The 25,142-nt window shown below is 69.2% G+C and carries 26 protein-coding genes; 18 read left to right on the top strand and 8 right to left on the bottom strand.

Going from position 1 to position 25,142, the window contains the following annotated elements:
* Positions 1-3: 3 nt before the first annotated feature.
* Positions 4-519: a hypothetical protein gene (locus tag ACWDU4_RS21740; protein ID WP_450115995.1), complete on the bottom strand. Its 516-nt coding sequence runs from the start codon at positions 517-519 to the stop codon at positions 4-6.
* A gap of 218 nt (positions 520-737) precedes the next feature.
* Between ACWDU4_RS21740 and ACWDU4_RS21735 the strand changes: the two genes are divergently transcribed.
* Entirely contained in the window at positions 738-1,364 is a 627-nt protein-coding gene (locus tag ACWDU4_RS21735) for a class I SAM-dependent methyltransferase (protein WP_450115994.1), read from the top strand.
* A 3-nt stretch (positions 1,365-1,367) separates the two neighbouring features.
* Here the strand turns inward: ACWDU4_RS21735 and msrA are convergent, their stop codons facing one another.
* From msrA to ACWDU4_RS21720, 3 genes are all read right to left on the bottom strand, one after another.
* Positions 1,368-1,880 carry a peptide-methionine (S)-S-oxide reductase MsrA gene (msrA, locus tag ACWDU4_RS21730; protein ID WP_450115993.1) on the bottom strand — a complete coding sequence of 171 codons (513 nt, stop codon included), beginning with the start codon at positions 1,878-1,880 and terminating at the stop codon, positions 1,368-1,370.
* A gap of 291 nt (positions 1,881-2,171) precedes the next feature.
* Positions 2,172-3,515 (bottom strand): helix-turn-helix domain-containing protein, encoded by a 1,344-nt coding sequence (locus ACWDU4_RS21725; protein WP_450115992.1) that lies wholly within the window; start codon positions 3,513-3,515, stop codon positions 2,172-2,174.
* A gap of 65 nt (positions 3,516-3,580) precedes the next feature.
* The gene (locus ACWDU4_RS21720) at positions 3,581-4,324 is read right to left on the bottom strand and encodes an alpha/beta fold hydrolase (RefSeq protein WP_450115991.1); all 744 of its coding nucleotides are present in this window, start codon (positions 4,322-4,324) and stop codon (positions 3,581-3,583) included.
* A gap of 73 nt (positions 4,325-4,397) precedes the next feature.
* Here ACWDU4_RS21720 and ACWDU4_RS21715 point away from each other — a divergent pair, with 73 nt between their 5' ends.
* On the top strand, positions 4,398-5,093 hold the full coding sequence (locus tag ACWDU4_RS21715) for a helix-turn-helix transcriptional regulator (protein WP_450115990.1): 696 nt from the start codon (positions 4,398-4,400) through the stop codon (positions 5,091-5,093).
* 302 nt (positions 5,094-5,395) lie between these two features.
* Here ACWDU4_RS21715 and ACWDU4_RS21710 read toward each other — a convergent pair whose 3' ends face one another.
* Positions 5,396-6,457, bottom strand: coding sequence for a hypothetical protein (locus ACWDU4_RS21710; protein WP_450115989.1), 1,062 nt, complete (start codon positions 6,455-6,457; stop codon positions 5,396-5,398).
* A 507-nt stretch (positions 6,458-6,964) separates the two neighbouring features.
* Positions 6,965-7,717 (bottom strand): alpha/beta hydrolase, encoded by a 753-nt coding sequence (locus tag ACWDU4_RS21705; protein ID WP_450115988.1) that lies wholly within the window; start codon positions 7,715-7,717, stop codon positions 6,965-6,967.
* 382 nt (positions 7,718-8,099) lie between these two features.
* Between ACWDU4_RS21705 and ACWDU4_RS21700 the strand changes: the two genes are divergently transcribed.
* The 14 genes from ACWDU4_RS21700 (at position 8,100) to ACWDU4_RS21635 (ending at position 20,233) form a co-directional block, all read left to right on the top strand.
* Complete coding sequence (locus ACWDU4_RS21700) at positions 8,100-9,164, top strand: tyrosine-type recombinase/integrase (protein ID WP_450116010.1); 1,065 nt, start codon at positions 8,100-8,102, stop codon at positions 9,162-9,164.
* 135 nt (positions 9,165-9,299) lie between these two features.
* The gene (locus ACWDU4_RS21695) at positions 9,300-9,599 is read left to right on the top strand and encodes a hypothetical protein (RefSeq protein ID WP_450115987.1); all 300 of its coding nucleotides are present in this window, start codon (positions 9,300-9,302) and stop codon (positions 9,597-9,599) included.
* A 22-nt stretch (positions 9,600-9,621) separates the two neighbouring features.
* Complete coding sequence (locus tag ACWDU4_RS21690; protein ID WP_450116009.1) at positions 9,622-10,332, top strand: response regulator transcription factor; 711 nt, start codon at positions 9,622-9,624, stop codon at positions 10,330-10,332.
* Positions 10,329-11,660, top strand: a complete 1,332-nt coding sequence (locus ACWDU4_RS21685; protein WP_450115986.1) for a sensor histidine kinase — start codon at positions 10,329-10,331, stop codon at positions 11,658-11,660. The genes ACWDU4_RS21690 and ACWDU4_RS21685 overlap by 4 nt, the downstream gene beginning before the upstream one ends.
* Before the next feature lie 59 nt (positions 11,661-11,719).
* Positions 11,720-12,484, top strand: coding sequence for a TSUP family transporter (locus ACWDU4_RS21680; RefSeq protein WP_450115985.1), 765 nt, complete (start codon positions 11,720-11,722; stop codon positions 12,482-12,484).
* A gap of 45 nt (positions 12,485-12,529) precedes the next feature.
* Positions 12,530-14,044: a TldD/PmbA family protein gene (locus ACWDU4_RS21675; protein ID WP_450115984.1), complete on the top strand. Its 1,515-nt coding sequence runs from the start codon at positions 12,530-12,532 to the stop codon at positions 14,042-14,044.
* A complete protein-coding gene (locus tag ACWDU4_RS21670; protein ID WP_450115983.1) occupies positions 14,041-15,405 on the top strand; it encodes a metallopeptidase TldD-related protein in 1,365 nt (454 codons plus the stop codon). Before ACWDU4_RS21675 ends, ACWDU4_RS21670 begins: the two co-directional genes overlap by 4 nt.
* The gene (locus tag ACWDU4_RS21665) at positions 15,402-15,791 is read left to right on the top strand and encodes a YchJ family protein (RefSeq protein ID WP_450115982.1); all 390 of its coding nucleotides are present in this window, start codon (positions 15,402-15,404) and stop codon (positions 15,789-15,791) included. The genes ACWDU4_RS21670 and ACWDU4_RS21665 overlap by 4 nt, the downstream gene beginning before the upstream one ends.
* A gap of 16 nt (positions 15,792-15,807) precedes the next feature.
* Positions 15,808-16,353: a putative immunity protein gene (locus ACWDU4_RS21660; protein WP_450115981.1), complete on the top strand. Its 546-nt coding sequence runs from the start codon at positions 15,808-15,810 to the stop codon at positions 16,351-16,353.
* Positions 16,354-16,552: 199 nt separating this feature from the next.
* The gene (locus tag ACWDU4_RS21655) at positions 16,553-16,732 is read left to right on the top strand and encodes a hypothetical protein (RefSeq protein WP_450115980.1); all 180 of its coding nucleotides are present in this window, start codon (positions 16,553-16,555) and stop codon (positions 16,730-16,732) included.
* Complete coding sequence (locus tag ACWDU4_RS21650; protein WP_450115979.1) at positions 16,729-17,346, top strand: AMIN-like domain-containing (lipo)protein; 618 nt, start codon at positions 16,729-16,731, stop codon at positions 17,344-17,346. Before ACWDU4_RS21655 ends, ACWDU4_RS21650 begins: the two co-directional genes overlap by 4 nt.
* Positions 17,347-17,387: 41 nt before the next feature.
* On the top strand, positions 17,388-18,818 hold the full coding sequence (locus ACWDU4_RS21645; RefSeq protein WP_450115978.1) for a lipase maturation factor family protein: 1,431 nt from the start codon (positions 17,388-17,390) through the stop codon (positions 18,816-18,818).
* A gap of 21 nt (positions 18,819-18,839) precedes the next feature.
* A complete protein-coding gene (locus ACWDU4_RS21640) occupies positions 18,840-19,220 on the top strand; it encodes an RNA-binding S4 domain-containing protein (protein ID WP_450115977.1) in 381 nt (126 codons plus the stop codon).
* Positions 19,221-19,324: 104 nt separating this feature from the next.
* A complete protein-coding gene (locus ACWDU4_RS21635) occupies positions 19,325-20,233 on the top strand; it encodes a hypothetical protein (protein WP_450115976.1) in 909 nt (302 codons plus the stop codon).
* Positions 20,234-20,311: 78 nt separating this feature from the next.
* On the opposite strand, the gene ACWDU4_RS21630 is transcribed toward ACWDU4_RS21635, so the two are convergent.
* Together ACWDU4_RS21630 and ACWDU4_RS21625 are read right to left on the bottom strand one after the other, a co-directional pair.
* Complete coding sequence (locus ACWDU4_RS21630) at positions 20,312-21,238, bottom strand: esterase/lipase family protein (protein ID WP_450115975.1); 927 nt, start codon at positions 21,236-21,238, stop codon at positions 20,312-20,314.
* A gap of 191 nt (positions 21,239-21,429) precedes the next feature.
* Positions 21,430-21,810 carry a PPOX class F420-dependent oxidoreductase gene (locus tag ACWDU4_RS21625; protein WP_450115974.1) on the bottom strand — a complete coding sequence of 127 codons (381 nt, stop codon included), beginning with the start codon at positions 21,808-21,810 and terminating at the stop codon, positions 21,430-21,432.
* A 224-nt stretch (positions 21,811-22,034) separates the two neighbouring features.
* On the opposite strand from ACWDU4_RS21625, the gene ACWDU4_RS21620 reads away from it, so the two are divergent.
* Both ACWDU4_RS21620 and rox read left to right on the top strand, forming a co-directional pair.
* Positions 22,035-23,396: an MFS transporter gene (locus ACWDU4_RS21620; RefSeq protein ID WP_450116008.1), complete on the top strand. Its 1,362-nt coding sequence runs from the start codon at positions 22,035-22,037 to the stop codon at positions 23,394-23,396.
* A 274-nt stretch (positions 23,397-23,670) separates the two neighbouring features.
* Positions 23,671-25,098 (top strand): rifampin monooxygenase, encoded by a 1,428-nt coding sequence (rox, locus tag ACWDU4_RS21615; protein ID WP_450115973.1) that lies wholly within the window; start codon positions 23,671-23,673, stop codon positions 25,096-25,098.
* Positions 25,099-25,142: the final 44 nt, after the last annotated feature.

The raw sequence follows: 25,142 nt of genomic DNA, 5'->3' as shown, positions 1-25,142 counted from the left end.
CGGTCAGCTGCTGAAGATCGCGCCGAGGTCCGGAAGCAGGCCTGCTGCCGGTGGTGTCGAGGGGATCGACACCACCGTCGAGGCCTGCTCCACCGTGAACGTGGTGGCCGGGAACACCGCCAGGTACTCCTCGACGCCCGGGTAGGCCGAGACCCACATGGTCGGGTCGTCGTCGTGGCGTCCGCACGTGGCCAGGACGACATAGGTGCCGTCCGGGACGTCGGAGACGACCTGGGTCGACACCCCCGGCTGAACCTCGCCCGCGTCGTAGAGGGTCTGACCGCCGGCGATGACGTCCGCGACCGGCGGCAACACCCCGCCCGGCGCGGCCGCGAGCGACGTGGCACAGGTCAGGGTCGCACCGGAGTTGTTGGTGATCGTGTTCGTCACGGTCGATCCGTTGACCGTGTAGCTGTAGCTGACGTCGCCTGCGGCAGCCGCAGATGCCAGCGCAGGAGCGGCGGCGGCAAGTGGAATCGACGCTGCCGCAACGAGTGCGGCGCGGGTGATCACGCGCATACGGGTGTCCTCTTCGTCCGGTTGGGTTCCGGTTGCGATCCTGCCCGACCCGCGGCCCGCTGCCGGTGCAGCCGACCGCCGCCGAGCACGCCGCCGGCCGCGCGTTTCCTGCCGTGACATGCGGCGGCCGCACGCCACTCCCCCTCCGGCTCGCCGACAGACGTCGGGCGTGTCACCACCGCATCCCCTGCGGGCACCGCATCGACGATCCTTGACGGATGAAGAACACGAGCGCCCCGCGAGACGACACCGTCCGAGCGTCGTACTCGGCCAGGTCCCAGGAGTACGTGGATCTCTTCGGCAGCATCGCTTCGACACACCCGTCCGATCGGGCCCTGGTGAGCAGCTGGGCCGCCACCCTGACCGGTCCCGTGCTCGACGCCGGGTGTGGCCCGGGACAGTGGACGGACTTCCTGGCCGAGCGCGGACTGGCCGCGCGCGGGATCGATCTGGTTCCCGAGTTCATCGACCGCGCGCGTACGCAGTATCCGGACCTGTCCTTCGAGGTCGGCGGCTTCGAGGCACTGGACGCCGCGACGGGATCACTGGGTGGCGTGCTCTCCTGGTACTCCCTCATTCACCACAGTCCGCAGGACATCCGGACGCCACTCGCCGAGTTCGCACGCGTGATCCGGCCGGGCGGAGGATTGCTGGTGGGCTTCTTCGAAGGAGCAACCGTAGGGAGCTTCGACCATGCCGTGACCACTGCCCATCGGTGGCCGGTGGCCGAACTCGGCGAGGAGTTGGTCACGGCAGGCTTCGAGGTGGTCGAGACACATACACGAACGGGGACCGGCCACCGGCCGCACGGCGCGATCGCCGCGCGCCGGCAGGACACCCGGTGAGGCTCAGGTGGTGGCTCGGCGGTTCGGCAGTTTCCAGTCCGGTCGCGGAAAGTGGCAGGTGTAGCCGTCCGGGTAACGCTGCAGGTAGTCCTGGTGCTCGGCCTCCGCCTCCCAGAAGGTGCCCGCGGGGGTCACCTCGGTCACCACCTTGCCGGGCCACAGCCCCGAGTCCTCGACATCGACGATGGTGTCCACGGCGACACGCTTCTGATCTTCGTCGAGGTAGAAGATCGCCGAACGGTACGAGGTCCCGATGTCGTTGCCCTGACGATCCTCCGTCGTCGGATCGTGGATCTGGAAGAAGAACTCCAGCAGCGCTCGGTAGTCCGTTCGTGCGGGGTCGTAGACGATCTCCACCGCCTCCGCATGACCCGGATGGTTGCGATACGTGGGGTGATCGTTGCGCCCTCCGGTGTAGCCGACTCGTGTCGACACCACACCCGGCTGCTTGCGAATCAAGTCCTCCATGCCCCAGAAGCATCCGCCTGCCAGAATCGCCTTACGCGTGTCGGACATTCCTTCTCCTTCGTGATTCACCCACCGGGCCGGCGTCGGCTCCGAATGTGGAGCCGTGCCGGTCACTATCGCCAAGCACCGCAGACCGACAAGAAATTCCCGTCGCACGATCACCTGCCGTGCCGGTTCGGCTTCGAGTGTGCCGCCAGCGGATGAGTTCATCGCTACGCTCGCGGGCATGGGCGGGGACTTGTTTCTGCTGATCGCCACGATCGGACCGTTGGCGCTGTTCGGGTGGGCAGCCATCCGGGCGAAGCACCGCGGGCTCGGGGGAACGTTCGTCGGGCCGTTTCAGGAGATGTTCGATCCCGGTGCGGCGCGAGCACAGATCGTCATCGAGGAGATGGCGGAACTGCCGGATCCCGCGGACTCGGGCGACCCGGACAACGACGACGATGTGCCGTACACAGTGGTGTACAAGGGTGTTCGGCTCGACATCAACCGTGACAATGCTCGACGGCGCGGACGTGACGGGACCACCAGAGGTGATGGGACCACCAGCCGATCCGGGTGAGCACCCGCCTGGCCAACCCGCAACGCCGACCCCGACGCCCTCGCGTATCTCGAAGACCCATACCCGGCAATGACGCCCTTGTCGTCGACCGCGAACCGTCCGACGCGACCATCGTCGAACAGGACACCGAACGAGCGTCCGACTCCATCCGCGGGACAAGTCTCGGTACCCCTGGATGGATAGGGTGTGTCGATGAGTATCGGGCCCCGTCGCATCGAGACGAACGAGAGACACCCATGATGGCTGGCCCGGACCCTGCCGAGCCAACCCAGGAGCGGTGGCAAGCCCGGGCGATGGCCTGGCCACTGGTATGTGGGGCTGCTGTAGGTACGTGGCTCGCCTTGCAGTTCGCCGGCCCTGATGTCGGATCGAAGCTGTGGGCCATCACGATTGGGGTCTGCGCATCCCTGCCCGCAGGCGCTGTCCTGGGAGCGGTGGCGGTCGGGATCGGCAACGTTGTCCTTCGCTTCGCCGCTCACGGTCGTCCCCCGAGAAAACCGGTCCGACTCCGTGTGCTGTTCGCCGGGGCAACCGGACTGGCAATCGCCGTGCTCGCAGTGGTTGCCTTGGTGCTGATCGGGCTGACCGGCATCGATCTGTGGCCGGCGATTGCGGTTGGCAGCGTCGCCTGCGTTGCTGCCGCCGCGTACTTCCCGGAAGGCCAGACCACCGGCTAGCTGTACTGCCCCGGGGAGGTTGATCAATCGTGAGAAGGGCGGCTGGTTGCCGCACGCCGTGTGCGGGCGATGCTGGTTGTACTGGTGCAACCACGCCCCAAGTGCTCCCCGCCGCTCTTGTTCTGAGGTGTAGCAGCGGGCGTAGGCCGATCCGTCGGCCATAGTGCGGTGAAAGCGCTGAACCGGGCCTTCGCGCAGCCGCATCCGCAGGCTCACACATCGCTTCGTCACGGCCTTGCTCGTCTTGTTCGGCGATGTTCTCGGCAGCGAGGAGCGATCGTGCATCGGCTCGCCGGCGAGGTAGCGATCGACCCAGCGCTTCACAGTCGGCCAGGACACCTGGAAATGGGCGGCGACCTCGCTGATCGGCCACCCCTCCTCTACGACGAGACGGGCGACCTTGAGGCGGTGTCTTGGGGTGAGTGCGGCATTTGGGTGTGTCATGAGATCCTTCGGGAATGGAAGAGGGCCAGCCGCTTCGGCTGGCCCTCTTCAGATCTGTCTGCGGTTCAGTTGGCTGGGGAAGTCGCTGCTGCGGCGAGGATGTGGGCGAGGTCGCCGGGGCGGCTCCACATGGGCCAATGCCCGGTCGGGAGGTCGATGAGGTCAACATGGTCGAGGTTTGACACCTCGGCGAACATGGGATGACCCGCGTTGGCCAGCTCCACTATCTGCGCGCTCGGGATCGAGCAGCACACCAGAGTGGTCGGGACCGCCAGACGCGCATCGTTGGTGAGTTCCACTTGCTGGCGTAGCACGGGACCGGGTTCTGGAACGGCCCTGGCTCGAAACCGCTCGAGAGCCTCAGGGCTCAGGCCCTCAAGACTGGCCTGCTCCCCGAGCGCGTCGAAGGGCGGCAGGGGAAACTCGTTCAGATCCTCGGGCGCATCCGGGGCGAAGACACTGCCGGACGCGACGGGCCCACTGTCGACCCACACCACTCGGCGGACAAGTTCAGGATGCTGATCGAGCACAAGGCTAACCGGCGCGTTGGCTCCGCTGTGCGCCACGATGACTACCGGCTGGGCCTCGGAAGCCTCAGCCTGGGTCATAGTCTGCTCGATCGCCGTCGCCTGGTCATCGAGCGTCCTGGACGCCCGCTCGGGGTCCCGCTCATCGAGGCCGGGAAGCGTCATCGGGATGGTTCGCCAGCCGTCAGCGGTCAGGTGTTCGCGCACCTCGTCCCATGCCCAAGCACCTAGCCAATGGCCAGCGATCAGGACGATGGTCGGGCTGCTCGCATTGTTCGTCACACCACGATGCTCTCAAGCCTCTAGGACAAGAGTATGTCACCATTTCTGACATGATTTTCTGCCGGGGTGGGGGATGAAGCGAACGGAGCGGCTCCACGCCCTGTCCGAGATGCTGAGACGCAGCGGGCCGCGTGGATGCACTGCCGAACGACTGGCAAACGAGTTCGGCGTGTCCGTGCGGACCGTCAAGAGAGACCTCGCCGCACTCGAGAACAGTGGTGCGCCGATCTGGTCGCGCCCGGGCCCCGGAGGGGGCTACGGGCTGGTCGCCCGAGGCACCCTGCCACCGGTCAGCCTGACCCCGGTGCAGGCGGTGGCGCTACTCGCGGCAGTCTCTGCTGCACCCGATGCACCCTACGCCGATCTCGCCTTGGCCGGCGTTCGGAAGATCATGGACGTCCTCGATCCGCTGACCCGGACGAAGGCCGATGAGCTGGCCAGTCGCGTCTGGGTCGACGCGCCGCCTACTCGGCGCACGATCAAGTCAGCGCTGGAGGAAGCGATGGCCGAGCAACGGGTGGCGCGTATCCGCTACACCTCTCGTGGCGGCAACACGACCACCCGCGACGTCGAGCCGGTGATGTTCGCCTCCAGGAACGGCCAGTGGTACCTGATCGGCTGGTGCAGGCTGCGCAGCGATATGCGGTGGTTCCTCGTGTCCCGTGTCGAGCACGCCAGTACCACCAAGATTGCCTGCAGCGGTCATGGCATCGACGAGATCGGAATCCCCCCGGCGACAGCAAGACCCGTGAATGGCCAAGGTGAGTGAAGCACTCGATCAACGTCTCCGGTCAGTACAGCTAACCGCGCCACTTGCCCCGCTGAACCTGTCCGTCTCCACCATCGTCAAACACGGCGTCAGATCCACCTGAGGGAAGGCCCGCAGACACCGATTCGTCTCACGATGTAGAAGGACTTCTGCCCCATTCGCGCTGCAAGTCCGGGCACTCGACTCAGATGTCCACGTCAGCGACGGCAATGCCACAGGTGAGTCTGCCTTCCGACAAGTCGCGGATCCACCGCCGGTGCGAGCGATCAGGCGCCGCGACCGGCATGATCACGCCGCCGGTCTCAGTCCGAGGCGCGTGAGTCCGGCTCGGCCGGCGCTGCCCGGAGAGCGGCGAGTTGATCGCGGAGCGCAGCCTCCGCGGTGCGCGCCTGACCTGCCTCGACGCGGGACCGTTCGAGTTCGTCGCGGAGGGTGTCCAGTCGCATCCGGGCGTCGACCGCGGCGGCGCGTTCGTGCTCGACCGACTGCTCGAGCCGCGTGATCGTGGTCGCCGCGGCCGTCGCCGCGCTCTCCGCGGCCGACCGGAGATCCACGATGCGCTGGTCGGACACCGCCGTGACCTGGGCGAGGTGGCGGGCGGCGGTCTCGCTCTCCTCGACGGCGCGCTGCTGGGCGGCGGTCGCCGCGAGCTCGGCGACCGCGGCCCGCTGTTCGGCGGACTCGGCACGCGAATCCGACTCGCGCAGCTGTGTTCGCAATGCGTTGATCTCGGCCGCGGCGGAAGACAGTCGGGTGTCGCGGTCAACCTCCAGCGCCGCGATCTGCTCGGCGGTCTCCCCCAATCGGGTTCGGTGGGACCGTTCGAGGTCCTCGATCTCGGTCCGGTGGTCGACGGTGAGCTGTTCGACCTCGGCCCGGTGAGCCCTCAGTGCGTCGACCAGTTCGGCGTCCACCGCCTCGACGGCGGCGTCCGCGTTGGCGCGATCGTCGACGGCCGCGTCGAGCGTCGCGCGCAGCTCCGCCAACTCGGTCTCGTACTTGGCCTTCGTCTGGGCGAGTTCGACGTTCGCGCGGTGCAGTGCGCCGTCGAGTGCCGCGGGGTCGGCCAGCCGGTCGACCGCGGCGGTGATCTGACGGGCCGCGAGCGAGAACTGCTCGAGCGCGCCGTCACTGACCGTCCGCAGTTCGGTCAGGGTGCGTTCGAGGGTGCCGACCGCCTCGCTCGGGGTGGCGGTCGCGACCGCTTCGAGATCGATCTCCTGGCCCTTGGCTTTCTGTCGAGCTCGGAACGCTCGGACCCGATCCGCGTCGCTCGCGTACTTGCGGGGCCGGCCCGGTCGCGGCCGGGACTCGTCGGCGGCGCCGGCCTGTGCCGCGTCGTTCTCGTTCGGTTCGGTTGTCACGGCGTCACCCTCCAGATTGGCTTTTATTACGTTACGTTTCAGGATACGTAACATCGAAAGAAATGAAACAGCGATTCTTGATCGTCATAATCCCCACTTATGGTGAGTTACAAGTCGGGCTCGATCTCGCGCCGAACGCCGCCGAAATCCCGGTCCGAAACCGGTGGGATGAGTGGGCCCGCGGACAGTGGCGCCACGCATCTGCATGGCGACCGACTGCTCCGAGAGTGTGGGCGCCGGCGCAGTCCACCGTTGACACACGTCAACGCGACCTCGGCGACCATTCCCCCGGGATGTCCCACGCGGGTGCTCCCCGCTCGGGTCGAGATCGCCGGGACTGCATCCACTTACCGCAGCCCGAAACGTCACTGTGACGCACCAGCGCTCGAATTTGAGCCGTATCACCAGGCTCGACGTCCGGTTCGGACGCGACAACCACGTGCTTTCCCGGGCCCTGACCGGCAGGAACGTGACCGGTGTCGGCCTCCGACACCGGTCACGTCACTCCTACGCCGCGGCGGCCCGGCCGAGGTGGCGGGCGAAGAACCGGGCCGAGCTTTCTCGCTCGTGGTCCGGCACCTGGTAGTGCCTGCCCGGGTGGGCGTGCAGGGTCTTCTCCTTCGAGGCGAAGGCGTCGAACAACGCGACCCCTGCCGCGCGGTCGAGTTCGCCGTCGTCCCACGGGATCCGGTACTCGACCGGGACCGTGATCCTTCTCGCCGCCTCGATCAGGCTGTCGGTCACGAAGACCCCGCCGAAGCTCACAGCGGCGATCCGGGGTTCGACCGGCGTCAACATCAGTCCGGTCACCACGCCCAAGGTCATGCCGCCGTAGCCGATCGGCGCTGCGGCGCCGATCTCGGGCAGCGCCTGGAGTGCATCGAGGGTGGCCTGCCATTCCGGTACCGCACGCTCTGCGAGCGACAGGTTGTAGTCGATGACGATCGGGGCGATCGGCTCGCGCGATGCCCGGGCACGGTGGATCGCCTCGACCCACCGTTGATCCTGGTGGTTTCGCGGGCGGTCACCGTGTCCGGGCGCGTCAATGGCTGCCACGGTGAAGCCGTCGGTGGTCACGCTGCGGAATGCGCCTGCCACCAACCCCGGGGCCTTCTTGTGCATGCCGCCGCTGTGCCCCGACAGCAGCAGTGGTGCGCCCACGGTTCCGGATGTGGGCGACCAGAGCACGCCGGTGATGTAATCGAGGGTGAAGTGTCGTTCGACGACGCCGTTCGACGATGTCTCAGAGGTGAAGTGCATGGTGTTGCCTTTCGGGAGTGCCTTGTTGTCGAGGCGCTCCCGGCGACACCTACGCCGGTCGCCGAACCGTGAACACGAGTGGGAGCACCCACATGGTTACTGCGTTCATGGGTCTCACCTCCTGGCGTGATGTCACGGTCTCGCGGACGCTATCAACCGACGTCGAGGCTCGTCCAACGAATTTCCGGCCCGCTGACCGACCCCGCACCACGCGACCGCACGCTCCCCTCACGTGTCACCCCGAACCCGTATCGTCACCGAGGTGACGATCGCCGCCGAACCAGAGAAGTGGGATGGGATGGGCGGCGCCGGCGACTCGCCGGTGCGGTCGGGCGCACTGCCGTCGACGGTGACCCCGGTTCCCGAGGACGTCGCGGCGGCAATGCAGCGACTGCGGGCCGAGTCGGTGTCCGCAAACACGCGTGCCGCGCAGATCAGCGACTGGACGATCTTCACCCGTTGGTGCGGACGCGTCGGGCAGCGCCCGCTGCCGGCGACCCCGGAACTGGTCGGCTGGTTCCTCACCGAGAAGTCGACGGAGGTTCGGCCGGACGGGCGGCCCGCGTACGCGCCGTCGACGCTGACGCGGTGGGTGGCGTCGATCAACACGATCCACTCGCTCGCCGGGCACCCGAAGCCGGGCCAGGCGGCCGCGGTGCGGGAGATCCTGCGCGGCATCGCCCGCACCCGCGCCACCCCGCCCGCACGCCGGGAACCGTTGCTGACGGACGACATTCGGATCATCGTCGAGAAGATGCGCGCCGGGTCCTCGGCCGGATCCTGGTCGGACCGCGTCGCGGAGCGTCGGGACTCGGCCCTGCTGTTGATCGGGTTGACCGGGGCGATGCGCCGTTCCGAGCTGGCGGGACTGCTCGTCTCCGACGTCCGGCCACACCGCGCCGACGGGCTCTACGTGACGATTCGCCGGTCGAAGACGGACCAGGCGGCCGCCGGGCGCACCGTCACCCTGCCCTACGGGGCGTCGGCGGTGACGTGCCCGGTGTGCGCGTACTGGCGGTGGCGGGAGGTCGTGGACGGGTGGGACGGCACCGGCCGGGACGGTGTCGCCGCGCTGCTGTCCGGCCCCGACGACGACCACGCCGAGCACCGCTGCCGCGGGATCACCGGGACCCCGGAGTCGGTGGCGCGACCGCTGTTCCGCCGGGTGCACCGTACCGGCGCTCTCGGCGCGGCGGCGCTGTCCGGGCAGGCTGTCGCGTCGATGATCCAGCGTCGGGCCCGGCAGGCAGGGTACGCCGAGGAGTTCGTGGCGATGCTCGGTGGGCACAGTCTGCGGGCCGGGTTCGTCACCCAGGCGGTCCGCAACGCCGCCAGCGCCGAGCAGATCATGACGCAGAGCGGGCACACCGACCAGCGGATGATCGCCCTTTATTCGCGCCAGCACGCGGGCCTGCACGGCAACGCCGTGACCGCGCTCGGGCTCTGACGCGCGGCGCCGACTCTCACAAAGTTCTCAATCGCCCGCAATCGAACCCCCATCTTCCGTACCTAGCTTGTGTCACAGGCTCTTCGGTAATCGAACATCCTTGAAGGGAAAGATGTTTCGAGGCAGGGAGGCGTCATGTCGAACATTCTGAAGACGAGCCGGGATCGGCACTGCATCACCACGACCACCGCCGAGTTGCGCAGCCGAGGGCTGGCCGTGATCGTCGCGGATGAGCGGAACTGCCGAGAGGTGCTCGTCACCGAGCCCGGCCGCGGGTGGATGGCATCCGTGCTGCCCGGTGCCACGCCCGAAGTCGAGGTCGATGTCCTGTTTTTCGCCACCGAACCGGCGCAGCAGTGGACCGAAGGTTTCCGCGAGTGGTCCGACGCGGTGGAGTGCCTGCTGAACCCCCAGCCGGCAGCCGAGGCCGCATAGCCCGGCGCTGACGGGCGTGGCACTGCAAGATGAGGAAGTGGTTGCCGTCCACAAGGTACTGATCGTCGAGGACGATTCGGACGTCCTGACCGCGCTGCGGCGCGGACTCGAACTGTCCGATTTCGCGGTCTGCACGGCAGCGGACGGGGCGGCCGCTCTGCGTGCCGTCGACGTGCACGATCCGGACCTGATCGTGCTCGATCTCACTCTCCCCGTGCTCGACGGGGTTGGGGTGGTCACCGCGTTGCGCGCGATGAAGAACGATGTGCCGGTGTGTGTGCTGAGCGCACGCAGTGCGGTCGGCGACCGGATCGCGGGCCTCGAGGCAGGCGCGGACGACTACCTGGTGAAGCCGTACGAGTTCGGCGAGCTGGTCGCGCGGATCCGCGCCCTGCTGCGGCGGCGGCCGGGTCCGGTCGACGCACACCCTGGTGGGACGGTCCACGTCGGACCGCTCACGGTCGACCTGTTGGGCCGCAGCGTCGACGTCGACGGCACGACGGTGCAGCTGACCAAGCGGGAGTTCGACCTGCTCGCGGCGCTGGCCGAGAATCGTGGGATCGTGCTCAGCCGGGAAACCCTGCTCGAGTCGGTGTGGGGATACGACTTCGAGACCGAGACGAACGTGGTGGACGTGTTCGTCAGCTACCTGCGGCGCAAGTTGGAGTTCGGCGGCGCACCCCGAGTGCTGCACACCGTGCGCGGGGTCGGGTTCGTCCTCAGAGACGGATGACCACGCACCGGGGACCGGTCTCGCTGCGGCTGCGGGTGACTGCGGCCGCAGCGTTCGGGACCGCGCTGGTCGTGTTGCTGCTCGGTGGGGTCGCCTGGATCGGTATCGAACGCCAGATCACCTCGCAGTTCGACGCCAAGCTCGATTCGGTCACCCAGGTGACGGCGGCGAACCTGACCAGCCTGCGGGTCCTGCAGGGACCGCTGCCGCTGCCACCGGATTACGCGGGCACGCTGCGCGCGGGCGGGCTGGTGGTGTCGACGACCGCCGCGACACTTCCGCCGTCGCAGGCAGGTTGGAGTGACTCGACGGTGGACGGGACGCACTACCGTGTGCGGACGGTCGAGGTGATCAGTGGGCTCGGCGCGACGATCTCGGTCGGTGCGCCGACCGCCCCGGCCCGGTCGACGATCGCCGGGCTGCACCGGTGGACGGTGGTCGTCGGTGTCGGCGCGGTCCTCGTGGCGGCCGCGTTGGGGTGGCTGTTCGCCGGGGTCGCGATCGCGCCGCTGCGCAAGCTCGCGGAACAGACGAGGCGGCTCGGCGTCGATTCCGCGGCGCCGCCGCCACAGGGGTCGGGGGCGCAGGAAGCCGAGGAGCTGGCCGCGGCGCTGCGGCAGCTGCTCGAGGCCAATGCGGCCGAGCGCGCCCGCACGAAGTCTGCGCTGGAGACGGCCCGTGACTTCGCGGCCGCGTCCGCCCACGAGTTGCGGACCCCGTTGACCGCGATGCGCACGAATCTCGAGGTCGCGACGACGATGGACCTGCCTGCGTCCACCCGCCAGGAGATCCTCGCCGACACGTTGCGTACGCAGCGGCGGGCGGAGGCCACTCTCGGTGCGCTGGAACGGCTCGCGGCCGGTGACCTGACGTCGGGTGCCGACTTCGTGCCGGTCGATCTGGCCGAGTTGCTGGACCGAGCCGCGCAGGACGCGACCCGCATCCACAGCGGGGTGGACATCGGCCTGGACGTGCCGTCGACACTGACGGTCATCGGCCTGCCCGCGGGGCTGCGGCTGGCCGTGGACAACGCCGTCTCCAACGCGGTCCGGCACGGCGGGGCGCGGGTGATCGAGATCGGCGCCCGGGACGGTCGCGACGCGGTGTACATCGCGGTGACCGACGACGGCACCGGTGTACCGACGGATGAGCGTGAGGCGCTGTTCGAACGATTCCGCCGCGGCACCACCGCGGCGCCGGACGGCTCAGGGCTGGGCCTGGCGCTGATCCGTCAGCAGGCGCAGTTGCACGGCGGCGCCGCATGGTTCGAGGACAGTCCGCTCGGCGGCGTCCGGCTGGTGTTGAGGCTGCCCCGCGCACCGTCCTGACGGATCGGCCGAGTGCGTCCGCACCGACGTGGCGACCGGGTCTGTGATTGGGTGACCTGGTGCCGTGGACCGACTGGGGTGTGCTGATGGCCGCGGCGATGGCCGCGGGCTGGGTGGACGCCGTGGTCGGCGGCGGCGGGCTGATCCTGCTGTCGGTGATCCTGCTGACCATGCCGCAGATGACGCCGCAGGAAGCGCTGGCCACCAACAAGTTGACGGCTGTCAACGGCACCGCGGCCGCCGTGGTCACGTTCGCCCGCAAGGTCCGGCTCGAATGGCGGCTGCTGGTCCCCGCCGCGCTGCTCGCCGCAGTCTTCTCGGCGCTCGGGGCGGCGACGGTGTCGCTGATCGACAAGGACCTGTTCATCCCGATCATCATGGTGCTGCTGGTGGCGGTGGCGGTGTTCGTGACGCTGCGGCCGACCGTCGGCACCACCCTCGCGAAGCACCGGCCGACGCGACTGAGGGTGATCACCACCGTCTTGGTCGCCGGTGGCGCACTCGGCTTCTACGACGGCCTCTTCGGTCCGGGCACCGGCACGTTCCTGATCATCACGTTCGCGGTGATGCTCGGCACCGAGTTCGTGCGTAGCGCCGCGATGGCGAAGGTGATCAACCTCGGCTCCAATGTCGGTGCCCTGGTGTACTTCGCGGTCACCGGCAACGTCTGGTGGGCTCTCGGGCTGACGATGGCGGCGTGCAACGTGATCGGCGCGGTCCTCGGGGCGCGGATGGCGCTGGCGAAGGGAGCCGGCTTCATCCGGATCGTGCTCCTGGTGGTGGTCGTGGTCATGGTGATCCGGCTGGGTTGGCAGCAGTTGTGAGCGCAGCCTGCGGAGCGAATCGCACCGTTCGGCTAGGTTGACCGGGTGGGAACACACGACGTCGATCCGGATTTCCTGGCGCTGCCACTGGCGGCGCTCACCGACGCGGCACTGTCCGCCGCACACACGGCCGGGGCGAGTCACGCCGACCTGCGGGTCCACCGGTTACGGACCCAGTCGATGCGGTTGCGGGACGGCGCGGTCCAATCCGTGGTCGACGGTGACGAGCTCGGGCTGGCGGTGCGGGTGATCGTCGACGGCACCTGGGGTTTCGCCTCGCACGCCGAGCTGACGGTCGAGGCCGCGGCGCGCACCGCGAACCGTGCGGTGCAGGTGGCGCGGGCGCTGCGTTCCCTGAACCGGGACCCGGTCGACCTGGCCGACGAAGCGGTGTACCGGGACGCGGTGTGGGTCTCCGAGTACGGGGTGGACCCCTTCGCGGTGCCGACCGCAGAGAAGGTCGAGTTGCTGACCGAGTACTCGGGACGGTTGTCCGGGGCGGACGGCGTCGACCACGTGACCGCGAGTGTGCTGCAGGTCAAGGAACAGACGTACTACGCGGATCTGGCCGGGTCACGGATCACGCAGCAGCGGGTGCGGCTGCATCCCGAACTCGAGGCGACGGCGGTCGATGCGGAGGCGGGCAGTTTCGAGACGATGCGCACCCTCGCTCCCCCGGTGGGGCGCGGCTGGGAGTACCTGCGCGGCGACGGCTGGGACTGGGACACCGAGCTGGCCCGGATCCCGGAGTGGCTGGCGGAGAAGGTGAAGGCGCCGTCGGTGACCGCCGGTCCGACGGACCTGGTGATCGATCCGACGAACCTGTGGTTGACGATCCACGAATCGGTCGGCCACGCCACCGAATACGACCGGGCGATCGGCTACGAGGCCGCGTATGCGGGCACGTCGTTCGCGACCCCGGACCAGCTCGGCACCCTGCGCTACGGCACCCCGGTCATGCACGTGACCGCGGACCGCACGCAGCTGCACGGTCTGGCGACCGTCGGCTACGACGACGACGGGGTGTCCGGCCAGAGGTGGGATCTGGTGCGCGACGGGATTCTCGTCGGCTACCAGCTGGACCGGGTGTTCGCGCCGCGGCTGGGGCTGGCACGGTCCAACGGCTGCTCGTACGCGGACTCCCCGCACCACGTGCCGATCCAGCGGATGGCGAACGTGTCGCTGCAACCGGATCCGGAACGGGACGTGAGCACCGAGGAGCTGATCTCCCGTGTCGAGGACGGCGTCTACGTCGTCGGCGACAAGAGCTGGTCGATCGACATGCAGCGCTACAACTTCCAGTTCACCGGCCAGCGGTTCTTCCGGATCCGGGACGGCAAGCTGGACGGCCAGCTCCGCGACGTCGCCTACCAGGCGACCACGACTGACTTCTGGGGGGCGATGGAGGCCGTCGGCGGACCCTCGACGTGGCGACTCGGTGGCGCCTTCAACTGCGGCAAGGCGCAGCCGGGTCAGGTGGCCGCGGTCAGTCACGGTTGCCCGTCGGCCCTGTTCCGCGGCGTGAACGTGCTCAACACCCGTCAGGAGGCCGGCCGGTGATCCCCGCTCAGGAACTGATCGAGAAGGCGTTGTCGCTGGTCACCGTCGACGAGGCGATGGTGATCGTCACCGACGCCGCCGAGACCGCGCTGCGGTGGGCGGGAAGTTCGATGACGACCAACGGCGATTCCCGCTCACGCACCTGGACCGTCGTCGCGATCGTCCGGGACGGTGACCGGGCGCGAGTGGGATCGGTGACGTCGTCGAGCGTCGACCCGGATTCGATCCGGGGTGTGGTGCAGGCGGCCGAGGGTGCGGCGCGCAGCGCCCGCCCCGCCGAGGACGCGATGGAACTCGTGCAGCCCGGCAACGGAACCGACGCCGGCTGGGCCGACGGTCCGGCGGAGACCCGAGTCGAGGTGTTCGCCGGTCTCGCCGACGCACTGACCGCTGGTTTCGACGGTGCGGACCGGTTGTACGGGTTCGCTCACCACCAATTGCATTCCACCTGGCTCGGAACCACGACGGGCGTGCGGCGGCGGTTCACCCAGCCTACCGGTTCGGTGGAGATCAACGGCAAACGTGGGGACGCCAGCGCCTGGGTGGGCGCGGGCACCCTGGACTTCGCCGACGTCGACGTGTCGAACCTGTTGGCGCAGTTGAGTACCCGGCTGGATTGGGCGAAGCGGACGGTGCAGCTCCCTGCGGGACGGTACGAGACGCTGCTCCCTCCCTCCGCGGTCGCGGACCTGATGATCTACCTGATGTGGACGATGGAGGGCCGCGGCGCGCAGGAGGGGCACACCGCCCTGTCGCGGGCCGGAGGCACCCGTGTCGGGGAACGGCTCACCGACATCCCGCTCACCCTGTTCTCCGATCCGCACTCCCCCGGGTTGACGTACGCCCCGTTCGTCGCGACCGCCACCTCGAGCGAGACGGTGTCCGTGTTCGACAACGGCATGGACGCGTCCCGGGTCGACTGGATCCGCGACGGCGTGATCAACGCGCTCGCCTATCCCCGGCACGCGGCCCGCGAGTTCGATGCACCGGTCGCGGTGCCGGGCGACAACCTGCTGCTCACCGGCGGTGGCAAGGGCACACTGGACGAGATGGTCGCCCGCACCGAGCGGGGACTGCTGCTGACGACGCTGTGGTACATCCGCGAGGTCGACCCGACGACGCTGCTGCTGACGGGGCTGACCCGCGACGGTGTGTACCTCGTCGAGGACGGCGAGGTGACCGGCGCGGTGAACAACTTCCGTTTCAACGAAAGTCCCCTCGACCTGCTGCGCCGGGTGACCGAGGCGGGTGCCACCGAGCCGACGCTGCCGCGTGAGTGGAAGGACTGGTTCACCCGCACCGCGATGCCGCCATTGCGGATCCCGGACTTCCACATGTCCTCCGTGAGTGCGGCGCAGTGAGCGTCACCGACGGTTCCCGCTGTCCGTGCCTGAGCGGGGAGACCTACGGGGCGTGCTGCGGCCGGTTCCACTCCGGTGCGGCCGAGGCGCCGACCGCGGAAGCGCTGATGCGGTCGCGGTACTCGGCGTTCGCGGTCGGCGACGCCGACTACCTTCGGCGTACCTGGCATCCGAGCACCCGCCCGCCATCCCTCGACCTGGATCCCGACCAGCAATGGGTGCGCCTCGACATTCTCGGCCGGTCGGGCGGCAGCCCGCTCGAATCCGCCGGGACCGTCGAGTTCGTCGCCCACTACCGGTACGGACGTGAACGCGACTCCCTGCACGAGCACAGCCGGTTCGTTCGCGAGCACGGCCGTTGGCTGTACGTCGACGCGCTGGGCTGACCGGGCGGACGAGTCGATGCCCGACGCGGCCGGTGATTTCGAGCTGACGATCGACGACCTGCGCGTCGTCGCGCGGTTCGCTGCGGAGTGCGCCGACGACCTCCTCCCGGTGTTCGAGGCTGCCGTGCCGGGTGATCGTCGCCCACGTGCGGCACTCGACGCGGCATGGGAATTCGTTCACGGCGCGAACAGGACCAGGCTGCAGCGCGTCACCGCGCTGGACGCGCACCGCGCGGCCAGGGATGCGGGCACCGAGGCCGCTCGTCTCGCTGCCCGGGCCGCCGGTGACGCCGCTGCCGCCGCCTACCTGCACCCGATCGCGAAGGCCACCCAGGTCGGCCACATCCTGCGTGCGGCTGCGAGTGCCGCGCGGGTCGCCGAGTTGATCTCGGGCGGCGATCCTGCGATCGGAGACATGGTGATCGAGCAGGTCCGGCAACGAGCGACGCCGCACCTGGTCGACGTGCTCAGCCGGTATCCGCTCGCCCCGACCGGCAGGAACCGCACGGCGCAGCTCATGAGCGCACTGGACACGTCGCTGCGCGCATCACACCCGAGGTAGCGACACGATCACGTCCAGCGCCCGCTGGTCGAGGATCGGCATCGGTCCTGATGCGTACCGTCCAGGGATGAGCCCGTGCCCGGATCCGTCGATGCGGTGGCGCCACCGACAACCGCGCGAACGATCATGACGCCCGGGGTGATCGGCCACCTGTTCCCGGATGGCTACGATCTGGTGCACACGAGGAGGGGCGGTGGCCATGAGTCGTCCGGTGACTGTTTTCGGGGTGGTGTTGCTCGGGGTGGGTGCCGTCGGCACCCTCGGATCGATCGTGTTCGGGGGCTTGCTCATCGGGCAGTGGGCGATGGCGTCCGCGGTGGTGTTCACGATGGCCGGGGTGGCCGGCGTACTTCTCGTGGGCAGGGGTCAGGAGCCGTGACGGGCACCAGGGACGCAGCGCTTGCCGCAGTCGCTGCGTGTCTGCTCGGCGTTGTCGGATGCGGCGCGGACACCGCACCCAGGTCCGACAACCCCGGATGGGTGAGTCCCGCGCCCGTCGAGCAGTCCGGTCACCTCCGGGTGGGCTCGGCGCCGGAGTCGCCGCCGACGGTGGTCGTGCCGACCTCTGGACCCGATGCCGCCGATCCGGGGCCGTGGGTCTCGACCGCAGCGGTCGCCGAGGTGACGGTCGAGGGGAATCGCGTCGTACTCCGATTCGCCGGCGACGGCACCCTGTTCTGGAAGGTCGGCTACGTCGCCGAGGCCGTTCCGCACGGTGGCGGCGCGCCGATTCCGGTGTCCGGGCGCGCCATCCTGCAGGTGGACATCATGGGCACCGCTGCTGCACCGCCATCCGGCGCGCCCGTCCACGACCGGCGGAATCCCCTGCCGGGACCGCCAGGGTCCGTCGTCACCGAACTGTTCCTGCTTCCGGGTCGCGGTGTGGGTACCGACGCCGTCACCCAGTCGTTCATCGGACTGTCCACCGCACCCGGACCGTTCGCGGTCACCACCGTCGAGGATCCGCCCGGTGTGGTCGTCTCCGTCACCTGAGCACAGACGGAGTACCGTCCGATCTGGGCGCGGTGACGGTGATGGACTGGTTCGGAGTCGGATACCTCGGCCGATGGCTCTTCACGGAAGGGCTCGCGGTCATCTATCTCGTCGCCTTCGTCGCCGCGGCCAGCCAGTTCCGTGCACTACTGGGCAGCGAGGGAATGCTGCCCATCCCCGATTACCTGGCCGCATCGTCGTTTCGCGGGTCTCCGAGCATCTTCCACTGGTACTACTCCGACCGTTGCTATGCGTCCGCGGCCTGGGTGGGTGCCGGGTTGGCGGCCGTCACTGTCGCCGGGGTGACCGCGCGGCTGCCGCTGCCGGTGTCCATGCTGGTGTGGCTGCTGATGTGGGTGCTGTATCTGTCGATCGTCAACGTCGGTCAGCTCTGGTACGGCTTCGGATGGGAGTCGCTGCTGCTGGAGACCGGGTTCCTGGCGATCTTCGTCGGCAATGCGGCGATCGCGCCGCCCGTGGTGGTGATGCTGCTGCTGAGGTGGCTGCTGTTGCGGCTCGAGTTCGGGGCCGGATTGATCAAGATCCGCGGCGATCCGTGCTGGCGCCGGCTGACCTGCCTGTACTACCACCACGAGACCCAGCCGATGCCCGGACCGTTGAGCTGGTACTTCCATCATCTTCCGCGGCCGCTGCACCGGGTCGAGGCGGCGGGCAACCATGTCACCCAACTGGTGGTGCCTTTCCTGCTGTTCGCGCCTCAGCCGGTGGCGGCGGGCGCGGCGACGGTGATGATCTTGACGCAGCTCTGGCTGGTGGCGAGCGGGAACTTCTCCTGGCTCAACTGGCTGGCCATCGTGCTCGCCTGCTCGGTGCTGCCCGACGCGATGCTGGATCGGCTGCTGCCCGTCGAGATTCCCGAGACCTCCCCGGCGCCACTGTGGTTCACGATCGCCACCCTCGCTCTGACGGCGGGTGTCGTGGTGCTGAGCTGGTGGCCGGTCCGCAACATGCTCGGACACCACCAGTTGATGAACGCGTCGTTCAACCACTGGCACCTGGTCAACACCTACGGCGCGTTCGGTTCCGTCACCCGCGTGCGTACCGAGATCGTCGTCGAGGGCACCGCCGACGAGGCGATCACCCCGGCTTCCGAGTGGCGCGAGTACGAATTCAAGGGAAAACCCGGCGACCCGGCTCGGCGGCCGCGTCAGTTCGCGCCGTACCACCTGCGTCTGGACTGGCTGATGTGGTTCGCCGCGATCTCACCCGGCTACGGTGACCGCTGGTTCGGGGGATTCGTGCGCCGCCTGCTCGAGAACGACCGAGACACCCTGAAACTGCTGCGCCGCAACCCGTTCCCGGACGATCCACCCCGGTTCGTGCGGGCCCGGCTCTACGAGTACCGGTTCACCGATCGGCGGACCCGGCGAGCGAGCGGGCGATGGTGGGATCGCGAGCTGCTCGGCATGTGCATGCGGCCGGTGAGCCTGGCACGATTCGGCAGGCCATGAGCCCTCGGTACCCTGGTGGGCGTGTCTGAATCCTCGGGTGTGCGGCTCGACAGCTGGGTGTGGTCGGTGCGGCTGTTCAAGACCCGATCGGCGGCGGCCGCGGCCTGCCGGTCGGGGCATGTCCGCGTGAACGGGGTCTCCGCGAAACCAGCGCAACTCGTCCGGGTCGACGACGAGATTCGGATGCGGGTCGGCGGCCGGGAACGGATCGTGGTCGTAACCCGACTGGTCCGTAAGCGGGTCGGCGCGCCCGAGGCCGCGCTCTGCCTGATCGACAAGTCTCCCCCTCCGCCGCCCCGAGAGGTGTTGCTGGCCGTTCCCCAGCGTGACCGCGGGACGGGCCGTCCGACGAAACGTGAACGGCGAGAACTCAATCGGCTTCGCGGGTTTAACGAAGACTAGCTAACCAATCTGGGCGAATCATCAATTCCGATTCACGGTGTCCGCGAGGGCATTCCGTGTCATGCTTCCGGCCGCCGGTGGCGTCCGCTCCGGCATGGACGTGAATGAGTGAGGTGCGGTTGATGATCGGTCGTGTCGGCAGTCGACGGGAACAGGTGCGGGGGCGCAGGCCCGCGCGGATGGCCGCCGTGGTGGCCGTCGCATGTACCTCCGCGGGACTCCTGGGCGCTGGGGGTGTGTCGGCGCAGCCTGCCGCGAGCACCGGGTGCGGGTCGGCGAACGGCAGCACGACCTGCGCATACGACAGTTCCTCCGGAATCGAAGAGTTCTTCCTGGAGGTTCCGCACGACGTGACCACCATGCACGTGGTCGCGGAAGGAGGCAGCGGCGGTGGTGCACGGGGAGGCCGAGGCGCACTCGTCGAGGGTGACATTGCGGTCACTCCCGGCTCGACCCTGTACGTGGTGATCGGGAGCGGCGGCGGAACCGGCACGAACCGCGGCGGCGGATACTCCGCGCTCAGCACCGCCTCACTCGACGAGGGTGCGGCGGCGCTCGCGGGTCGTCTCGTCGTGGCGGGAGGCGGCGGAGGCGCCGGCCTCGGCGCCGGCGGTGACGCCGGTGCGGACGCCCCCAGCGGCGGCCTCGCCGGCACCGACAGTGCCGGTGGCGCAGCGGGTCTCGGCGGCACTGCTGGGGTGCTCGGCGCAGGTGGATCCGGCGGCGTCGGCGGCGGCGGTGGCGGCGGCGGCCTGTACGGCGGCGGTGGCGGTACCGCGGGCGGCGGTGGCGGCTCGTCCCTGGTTCCGGCCGGAGGCACCCTCGGCCTCTCCTCGCCCGGCTATCGCGCCAAGCTCAAGGTGTCCTTCGATTCGGCGTACGTCGTGAGTGGCAGCTCCGACAGCGGCAGCTCGGACACCGGCAGCGCAGGCAGCTCCGATTCCGGTAGCGCGGGCAGTTCCGACGCGGGCAGCTCCGGCAGCGCCGACCTGTTCGGCAGCAGCCAGTCCTGACCTCTCCGGCGCGGCATCTCGGCGCCTGGTGAGGGGAACGTCCGGCCCGAGCCGGACGGGTCCCTCACCAGGGCGCTGTCACCGACCGGAGCAGGCGTCGCCGACGTAGGACGGGTCGAGGGCGGACTTGACGACGTGCGCGACGGTCGGCGAGCTCGGCAGGCTGCCGTGGTCGGTGGTGTCGGCCGGGCACAGATCCTGCAGCCACACGTTGCGCACGGTGGCGCCCGGCCCGGCGGTCAGGAAGGTTGCCTCCGGCGGGGTGGAGATCCTGTCCGCGTGGCTGGCGGCCACGGTGTAGTCGATGCCCGGCAGGGTGTCCCCGCCGTCGTTGAGCGAGGTGATGATCGGGCTGCCGACCAGCTGCTGGACCGCGGCCTTCCCGACGATCCCCTCCACGTCTCCGGTGAACTGCGGGAAGGTCTTCGCGAGCTCCGAGAGTCCGGACATGGTGGTGCCGTGATTGGTGGCGGCGACGGTCACCAGGGTGCGCACCTTGTTCTCCGCCGGGTCGGTGGCGGCGCCACCCTCGAACTTCAGGTAGTGCCGGGCGACCACCCCGCCTTGGGAATGCGCAACCACATCCACCTGTGCGACTCCGGTCGCCGCGCGAACCCGATCGACGAACGCGCCCACCTCCCTCGCCGAGGTCGGGATGTCTCCGTTGGCGTATGACCCGGGCTGCGACCCCATCAGGCTGGAGGTGTCCTGCCCGTAGTTGAGGGTGAACACGCAGTAGCCCTGCGCGGCGAGGTCGGGTGCGAGCGCGTCCCAGTTGTTCTGGTTGCCCCAGGTGCCGTGCACCAGCACCACCGGTCGCGGGTGCGCGGCTGCGGGGCGGCAGTTCCAGTCGTTCGCGCCTGCCGGCGCAGCGGTGGGCGTCGACGCCGCGGGCGGGGCGGGAACGTTGGCATGGGCCGCCCCGGCCGCGGCGACGGCCAGCACCCCGGCCGCGGCCAGTGTCGCGCCCTTCCGGGCAAGGCCGTGGATGGTCCTGCGAGGCATCGTGATTCCCTTCGTCATGACGGGCGCGGCCGGCTCACACCGGTGGGCCGTCCATCCGACGCCACGTGGACACCGGCGACCGCTTCAGCCGGGACTCTAGTTGCGAACTGCAAGTAACCGGTGGACGTGGCGAACTCGGTGCGCCGGACGAAGGGGGCGATGTCCCGCCGGGTGGGGACTCGTGTCGGCCGCTATGCGGCGGTGACCGCCAACCCGACCGTGCCCGCCTTCCCCCGACGCAGCAGGCTGCCCTTCATCGTGAGCCAGCCGAGGATGCCGTACCTCTTGGCGATCGCGTCACGAGCGTGATCGGTCCCGGGCGGGTCGAGGATCTCCGCGGTTGCCTCCACCGCCTCGCCCTTCGGGTTGCCGCGCACGTCGCAGGGCGCAACCGTCACCCGGGGATTGCGGCGGATCCGTTTGACCTTCCACGAGTCGGTGACCGTCCACATCAGCAACCGGTCCTCGTCCCGTGCCGCCCAGAGTGGTGTCGCCACCGGTGTCCCGTCCTTGCGAAACGTCGTCAGCAGGACGTATTTCGCGTCACCGATTTCACCGAATGTGGAGTGCATGACAACAGACTACGGGGTGTGGTCCCGGTCACCGAGACAGTCCGGGGCTCGGAGTTCCGGAGCACTTTACCGTTTCCAGCCATGCGAGCGGGGCGTTTTCGCTTGCCAGAATTCGGTAGACGGCAGACGGGTTTTCAGTGACAGCAACAGACCACATCCGAGTCGACGACGCGCCGGACGGCACCGCGCGGAAGGGTCGATACAACCGTCAACGGTCCGCCTGGGTGATCATCGCGGTTCTCGTGGCGGTGGAGATCATCAGCGCGTTCGAGACGTCGATGGTGTACGCCGCCATCCCCACGTTCATCGCGGAGTTCAACAGCAACGCGGCCACGGTCGGCTGGGCCGTGACCGCCTTCCTGCTGGTGGCGGCGGCGTCGGCGGCGGTGTGCGGGCGGCTCGGCGACATGTACGGCCGCGAACGGGTCCTGATCGTGCTGCTCTTCGCCGCCGCGGCCGGGTCGATCATCAGTGCCGTCGGCGACAGCATCGGCAGCATCATCGTCGGACGGGCGATCCAGGGCGTGGCGGGCGCGATCCTGCCGCTGTGCATCGGCCTGGCCCGCGAGCACCTGCCCGCGGCGAAGGTTCCGGTCGCGGTCGCGATCATCTCCGGCTCCGCGGTGGCCGCAGGTTCCGCGTCGCTGCTGGTGGCCGGCGTGATGCTCGACCACGCCAGCTGGCACATGATCTTCGTGGTCGCGGCCGTGTACGCGATCGGCGCCATCGCACTGGTCGCGTTCGTGCTGCCGTGGCGCCCGCCGAAGGGCACGACGGAGAAGGTGGACTACGTCGGCGCGGTCGCCTTCGTGCCCGCGATCGCGGCAGTGCTGCTCGGCGTCAACAAGTCGACGACGTGGGGATGGACCGACCCGGCGACCCTCGGCCTGGTGCTCGGTGGCCTGGCGATGATGGTCCTGTGGGTGCTGTGGGAGTTGCGGGCCACGTCCCCGATCGTCAACATCCGGCAGTTCGCCGACCGCAAGTTCGCCCTCACCATGCTGGCGACCCTGGCGATCTCGATCGGCCCCATCGGCGTGACCACGATGATCATTCCGATCGTGCTCCAGTCGCCCACCAGCGCACCGTTCGGGCTGGGCCTGACCCCGACGAACGCCGGGTGGCTCTCGTTCGTCGGCTCGATGTTCGGCTTCGTCTGCACCCCCCTCAGCGGTCGCATCGCCGCGGCGGTCGGTGCCCGCACCTCGATGCTCATCGGCAGTGTCCTGTTCCTGATCGGCAACGTGCTGCTCTTCTTCGTCCACGACTCCGTCGCCGGGATGGTGGTCATGGTCATCACGGTGTCGGTCGCCACGGCCTTCGCCTACACGGCGCTGCCGAACCTGCTCGTCGAGGCGGTCCCCGAGCACGCCACCAGCGAGGCCACCGGCACCAACGCGGTGGTCCGCACCGGCGGCAGCGGCATCGGCGTCTCGATCGCGACCATGCTGCTGTCGAGCACTGCCCTGGCCAGCGGCCTGAACACGATCAGCGGCCTCAATGCCGTCATCGTGATGTTGAGCGTGATGTCGCTGGCGGCCATCGGCTTCACGCTGCTGATCCGCCGGGGCGCCACCTCGCGCTGACACGGGAACCTCGAGGAGCAGAGCCAGTGGGGCCGAACCGGATTCCGGGTCGGCCCCACTCGTGTCTCGGGTGGCTGTCGGTGTGATGCGGTTTTCGGTGGCAACAGCGGAGCACACCCCTCACCCCCTTCCAACGTACAGCGCACCCCGGGTCTTGCGGCAAGACCCCGGGTGCGTTGCAGACTCGTCAGTCCGGGTCGGAACCCGCGGCGATCAGGCGATCGAGACGCGGGTCCGCGGTCGCCCGGAATCCAGGTGGACGAATGGGGTGTGCATGAGTGACGTGATCGTTGCCGGCGGCGGGCCGACCGGTGTGATGCTCGCCGGCGAGTTGCGGTTGCACGGGGTCGATGTGGTCGTGCTGGAAAGGGAGCCGGAGCCGACGAAGGTGGTCCGCTCGCTCGGCCTGCACGTGCGCAGCATCGAGGTGATGGATCAGCGCGGGCTGCTCGAACGCTTCCTCGCACACGGCACGCGACACGAGGTCGGCGGATTCTTCGCCGGCCTCGTCAAGCCGTGGCCGGACGGGCTGGACACCGCACACGGATACGTCCTCGGCATCCGGCAACCGGTCACCGACCGTCTGCTGGCCGAACACGCCACCGAACTGGGCGCCGAGATTCGGCGCGGCATCGAACTTGTCGGGCTGAGTCAGGACCAGCGGGGCGTGACCGCGGAGTTGTCCGACGGCACCGCGCTGAGTGCGCGCTACCTCGTCGGGTGCGACGGCGGCCGCAGCACGGTGCGCAAGTTGCTCGGCGTCGGCTTCCCCGGTGAACCTTCCCGCGTCGAGACGCTCCTGGGCGAGGTGGAGTTCACGGCGGAGCCGGAGCAGATCACCGCCGTGGTGGCAGAGATCCGCAAATCCCAGTTGCGCTTCGGTGCCGCACCTCTCGGGGACGGGCTGTACCGCGTGATCGTGCCTGCCGCCGGGGTGGCCGAGGACCGCACCGCCGCGCCGACACTCGAGGAACTGCGACGGCAGCTCGAGGCGGTCGCCGGCACCGACTTCGGCGTGCACTCCCCGCGGTGGCTCTCCCGCTTCGGTGACGCGACCCGGCTCGCCGACCGCTATCGGAGCGGCCGGGTGCTGCTGGCCGGCGACGCGGCGCACATCCACCCGCCGACCGGCGGGCAGGGACTGAACCTCGGAATCCAGGACGCGTTCAACCTTGGCTGGAAGCTCGCCGCCGAGGTGGCGGGCTGGGCGCCGGAGGGGCTGCTGGACAGCTACCACACCGAACGGCGCCCTGTGGCGGCCGACGTGCTGGACAACACCCGTGCGCAGATGGAGCTGATGTCCGTCGCGCCGGGCGCCCAGGCGTTGCGCCGGCTGCTGGCCGAACTGATGGACTTCGACGAGGTCAACCGCTACCTGATCGAGAAGATCACCGCGATCGGGGTTCGTTACGACTTCGGCGAGGGGCACCGGCTCCTCGGGCGGAGGATGCGGGACGTGCGGTTGACCCGGGGGCGCCTCTACGAGCTGATGCGCGGAGGTCGCGGACTGCTGCTCGACCGGACCGGCCGGCTGTCGGTGTCGGGCTGGGCCGATCGGGTCGACCACGTCGTCGACACCGACGCCGAACTGGACGTGCCCGCGATGCTGCTGCGGCCGGACGGTCACGTGGCGTGGGTCGGCGACGATCAGCAGGACCTGCTGGGCCACCTGCCCAGGTGGTTCGGCGCAGCCGCCGACTGAGCGGTCCCGGTCGGCACGTCACGGGTGGTCGCCCGTGACGTGCC

The sequence above is a fragment of the Rhodococcus sp. NPDC003348 genome, assembly GCF_053589375.1.
The sequence above is the reverse complement of the archived record's forward strand: the minus strand, read 5'-3'. Positions and strand labels throughout refer to the sequence as shown.

Excerpts from the sequence above, each read along its gene's own strand:
- ACWDU4_RS21740 (WP_450115995.1), bottom strand. The coding sequence starts at position 519 with ATGCGCGTGATCACCCGCGCCGCACTCGTTGCGGCAGCGTCGATTCCA.
- ACWDU4_RS21735 (WP_450115994.1), top strand. The coding sequence starts at position 738 with ATGAAGAACACGAGCGCCCCGCGAGACGACACCGTCCGAGCGTCGTAC.
- msrA (WP_450115993.1), bottom strand. The coding sequence starts at position 1,880 with ATGTCCGACACGCGTAAGGCGATTCTGGCAGGCGGATGCTTCTGGGGC.
- ACWDU4_RS21725 (WP_450115992.1), bottom strand. The coding sequence starts at position 3,515 with ATGACACACCCAAATGCCGCACTCACCCCAAGACACCGCCTCAAGGTC.
- ACWDU4_RS21715 (WP_450115990.1), top strand. The coding sequence starts at position 4,398 with ATGAAGCGAACGGAGCGGCTCCACGCCCTGTCCGAGATGCTGAGACGC.
- ACWDU4_RS21705 (WP_450115988.1), bottom strand. The coding sequence starts at position 7,717 with ATGCACTTCACCTCTGAGACATCGTCGAACGGCGTCGTCGAACGACAC.
- ACWDU4_RS21700 (WP_450116010.1), top strand. The coding sequence starts at position 8,100 with ATGCAGCGACTGCGGGCCGAGTCGGTGTCCGCAAACACGCGTGCCGCG.
- ACWDU4_RS21695 (WP_450115987.1), top strand. The coding sequence starts at position 9,300 with ATGTCGAACATTCTGAAGACGAGCCGGGATCGGCACTGCATCACCACG.
- ACWDU4_RS21685 (WP_450115986.1), top strand. The coding sequence starts at position 10,329 with ATGACCACGCACCGGGGACCGGTCTCGCTGCGGCTGCGGGTGACTGCG.
- ACWDU4_RS21660 (WP_450115981.1), top strand. The coding sequence starts at position 15,808 with ATGCCCGACGCGGCCGGTGATTTCGAGCTGACGATCGACGACCTGCGC.
- ACWDU4_RS21655 (WP_450115980.1), top strand. The coding sequence starts at position 16,553 with ATGAGTCGTCCGGTGACTGTTTTCGGGGTGGTGTTGCTCGGGGTGGGT.
- ACWDU4_RS21645 (WP_450115978.1), top strand. The coding sequence starts at position 17,388 with ATGGACTGGTTCGGAGTCGGATACCTCGGCCGATGGCTCTTCACGGAA.
- ACWDU4_RS21635 (WP_450115976.1), top strand. The coding sequence starts at position 19,325 with ATGAGTGAGGTGCGGTTGATGATCGGTCGTGTCGGCAGTCGACGGGAA.
- ACWDU4_RS21630 (WP_450115975.1), bottom strand. The coding sequence starts at position 21,238 with ATGCCTCGCAGGACCATCCACGGCCTTGCCCGGAAGGGCGCGACACTG.
- ACWDU4_RS21625 (WP_450115974.1), bottom strand. The coding sequence starts at position 21,810 with ATGCACTCCACATTCGGTGAAATCGGTGACGCGAAATACGTCCTGCTG.
- rox (WP_450115973.1), top strand. The coding sequence starts at position 23,671 with ATGAGTGACGTGATCGTTGCCGGCGGCGGGCCGACCGGTGTGATGCTC.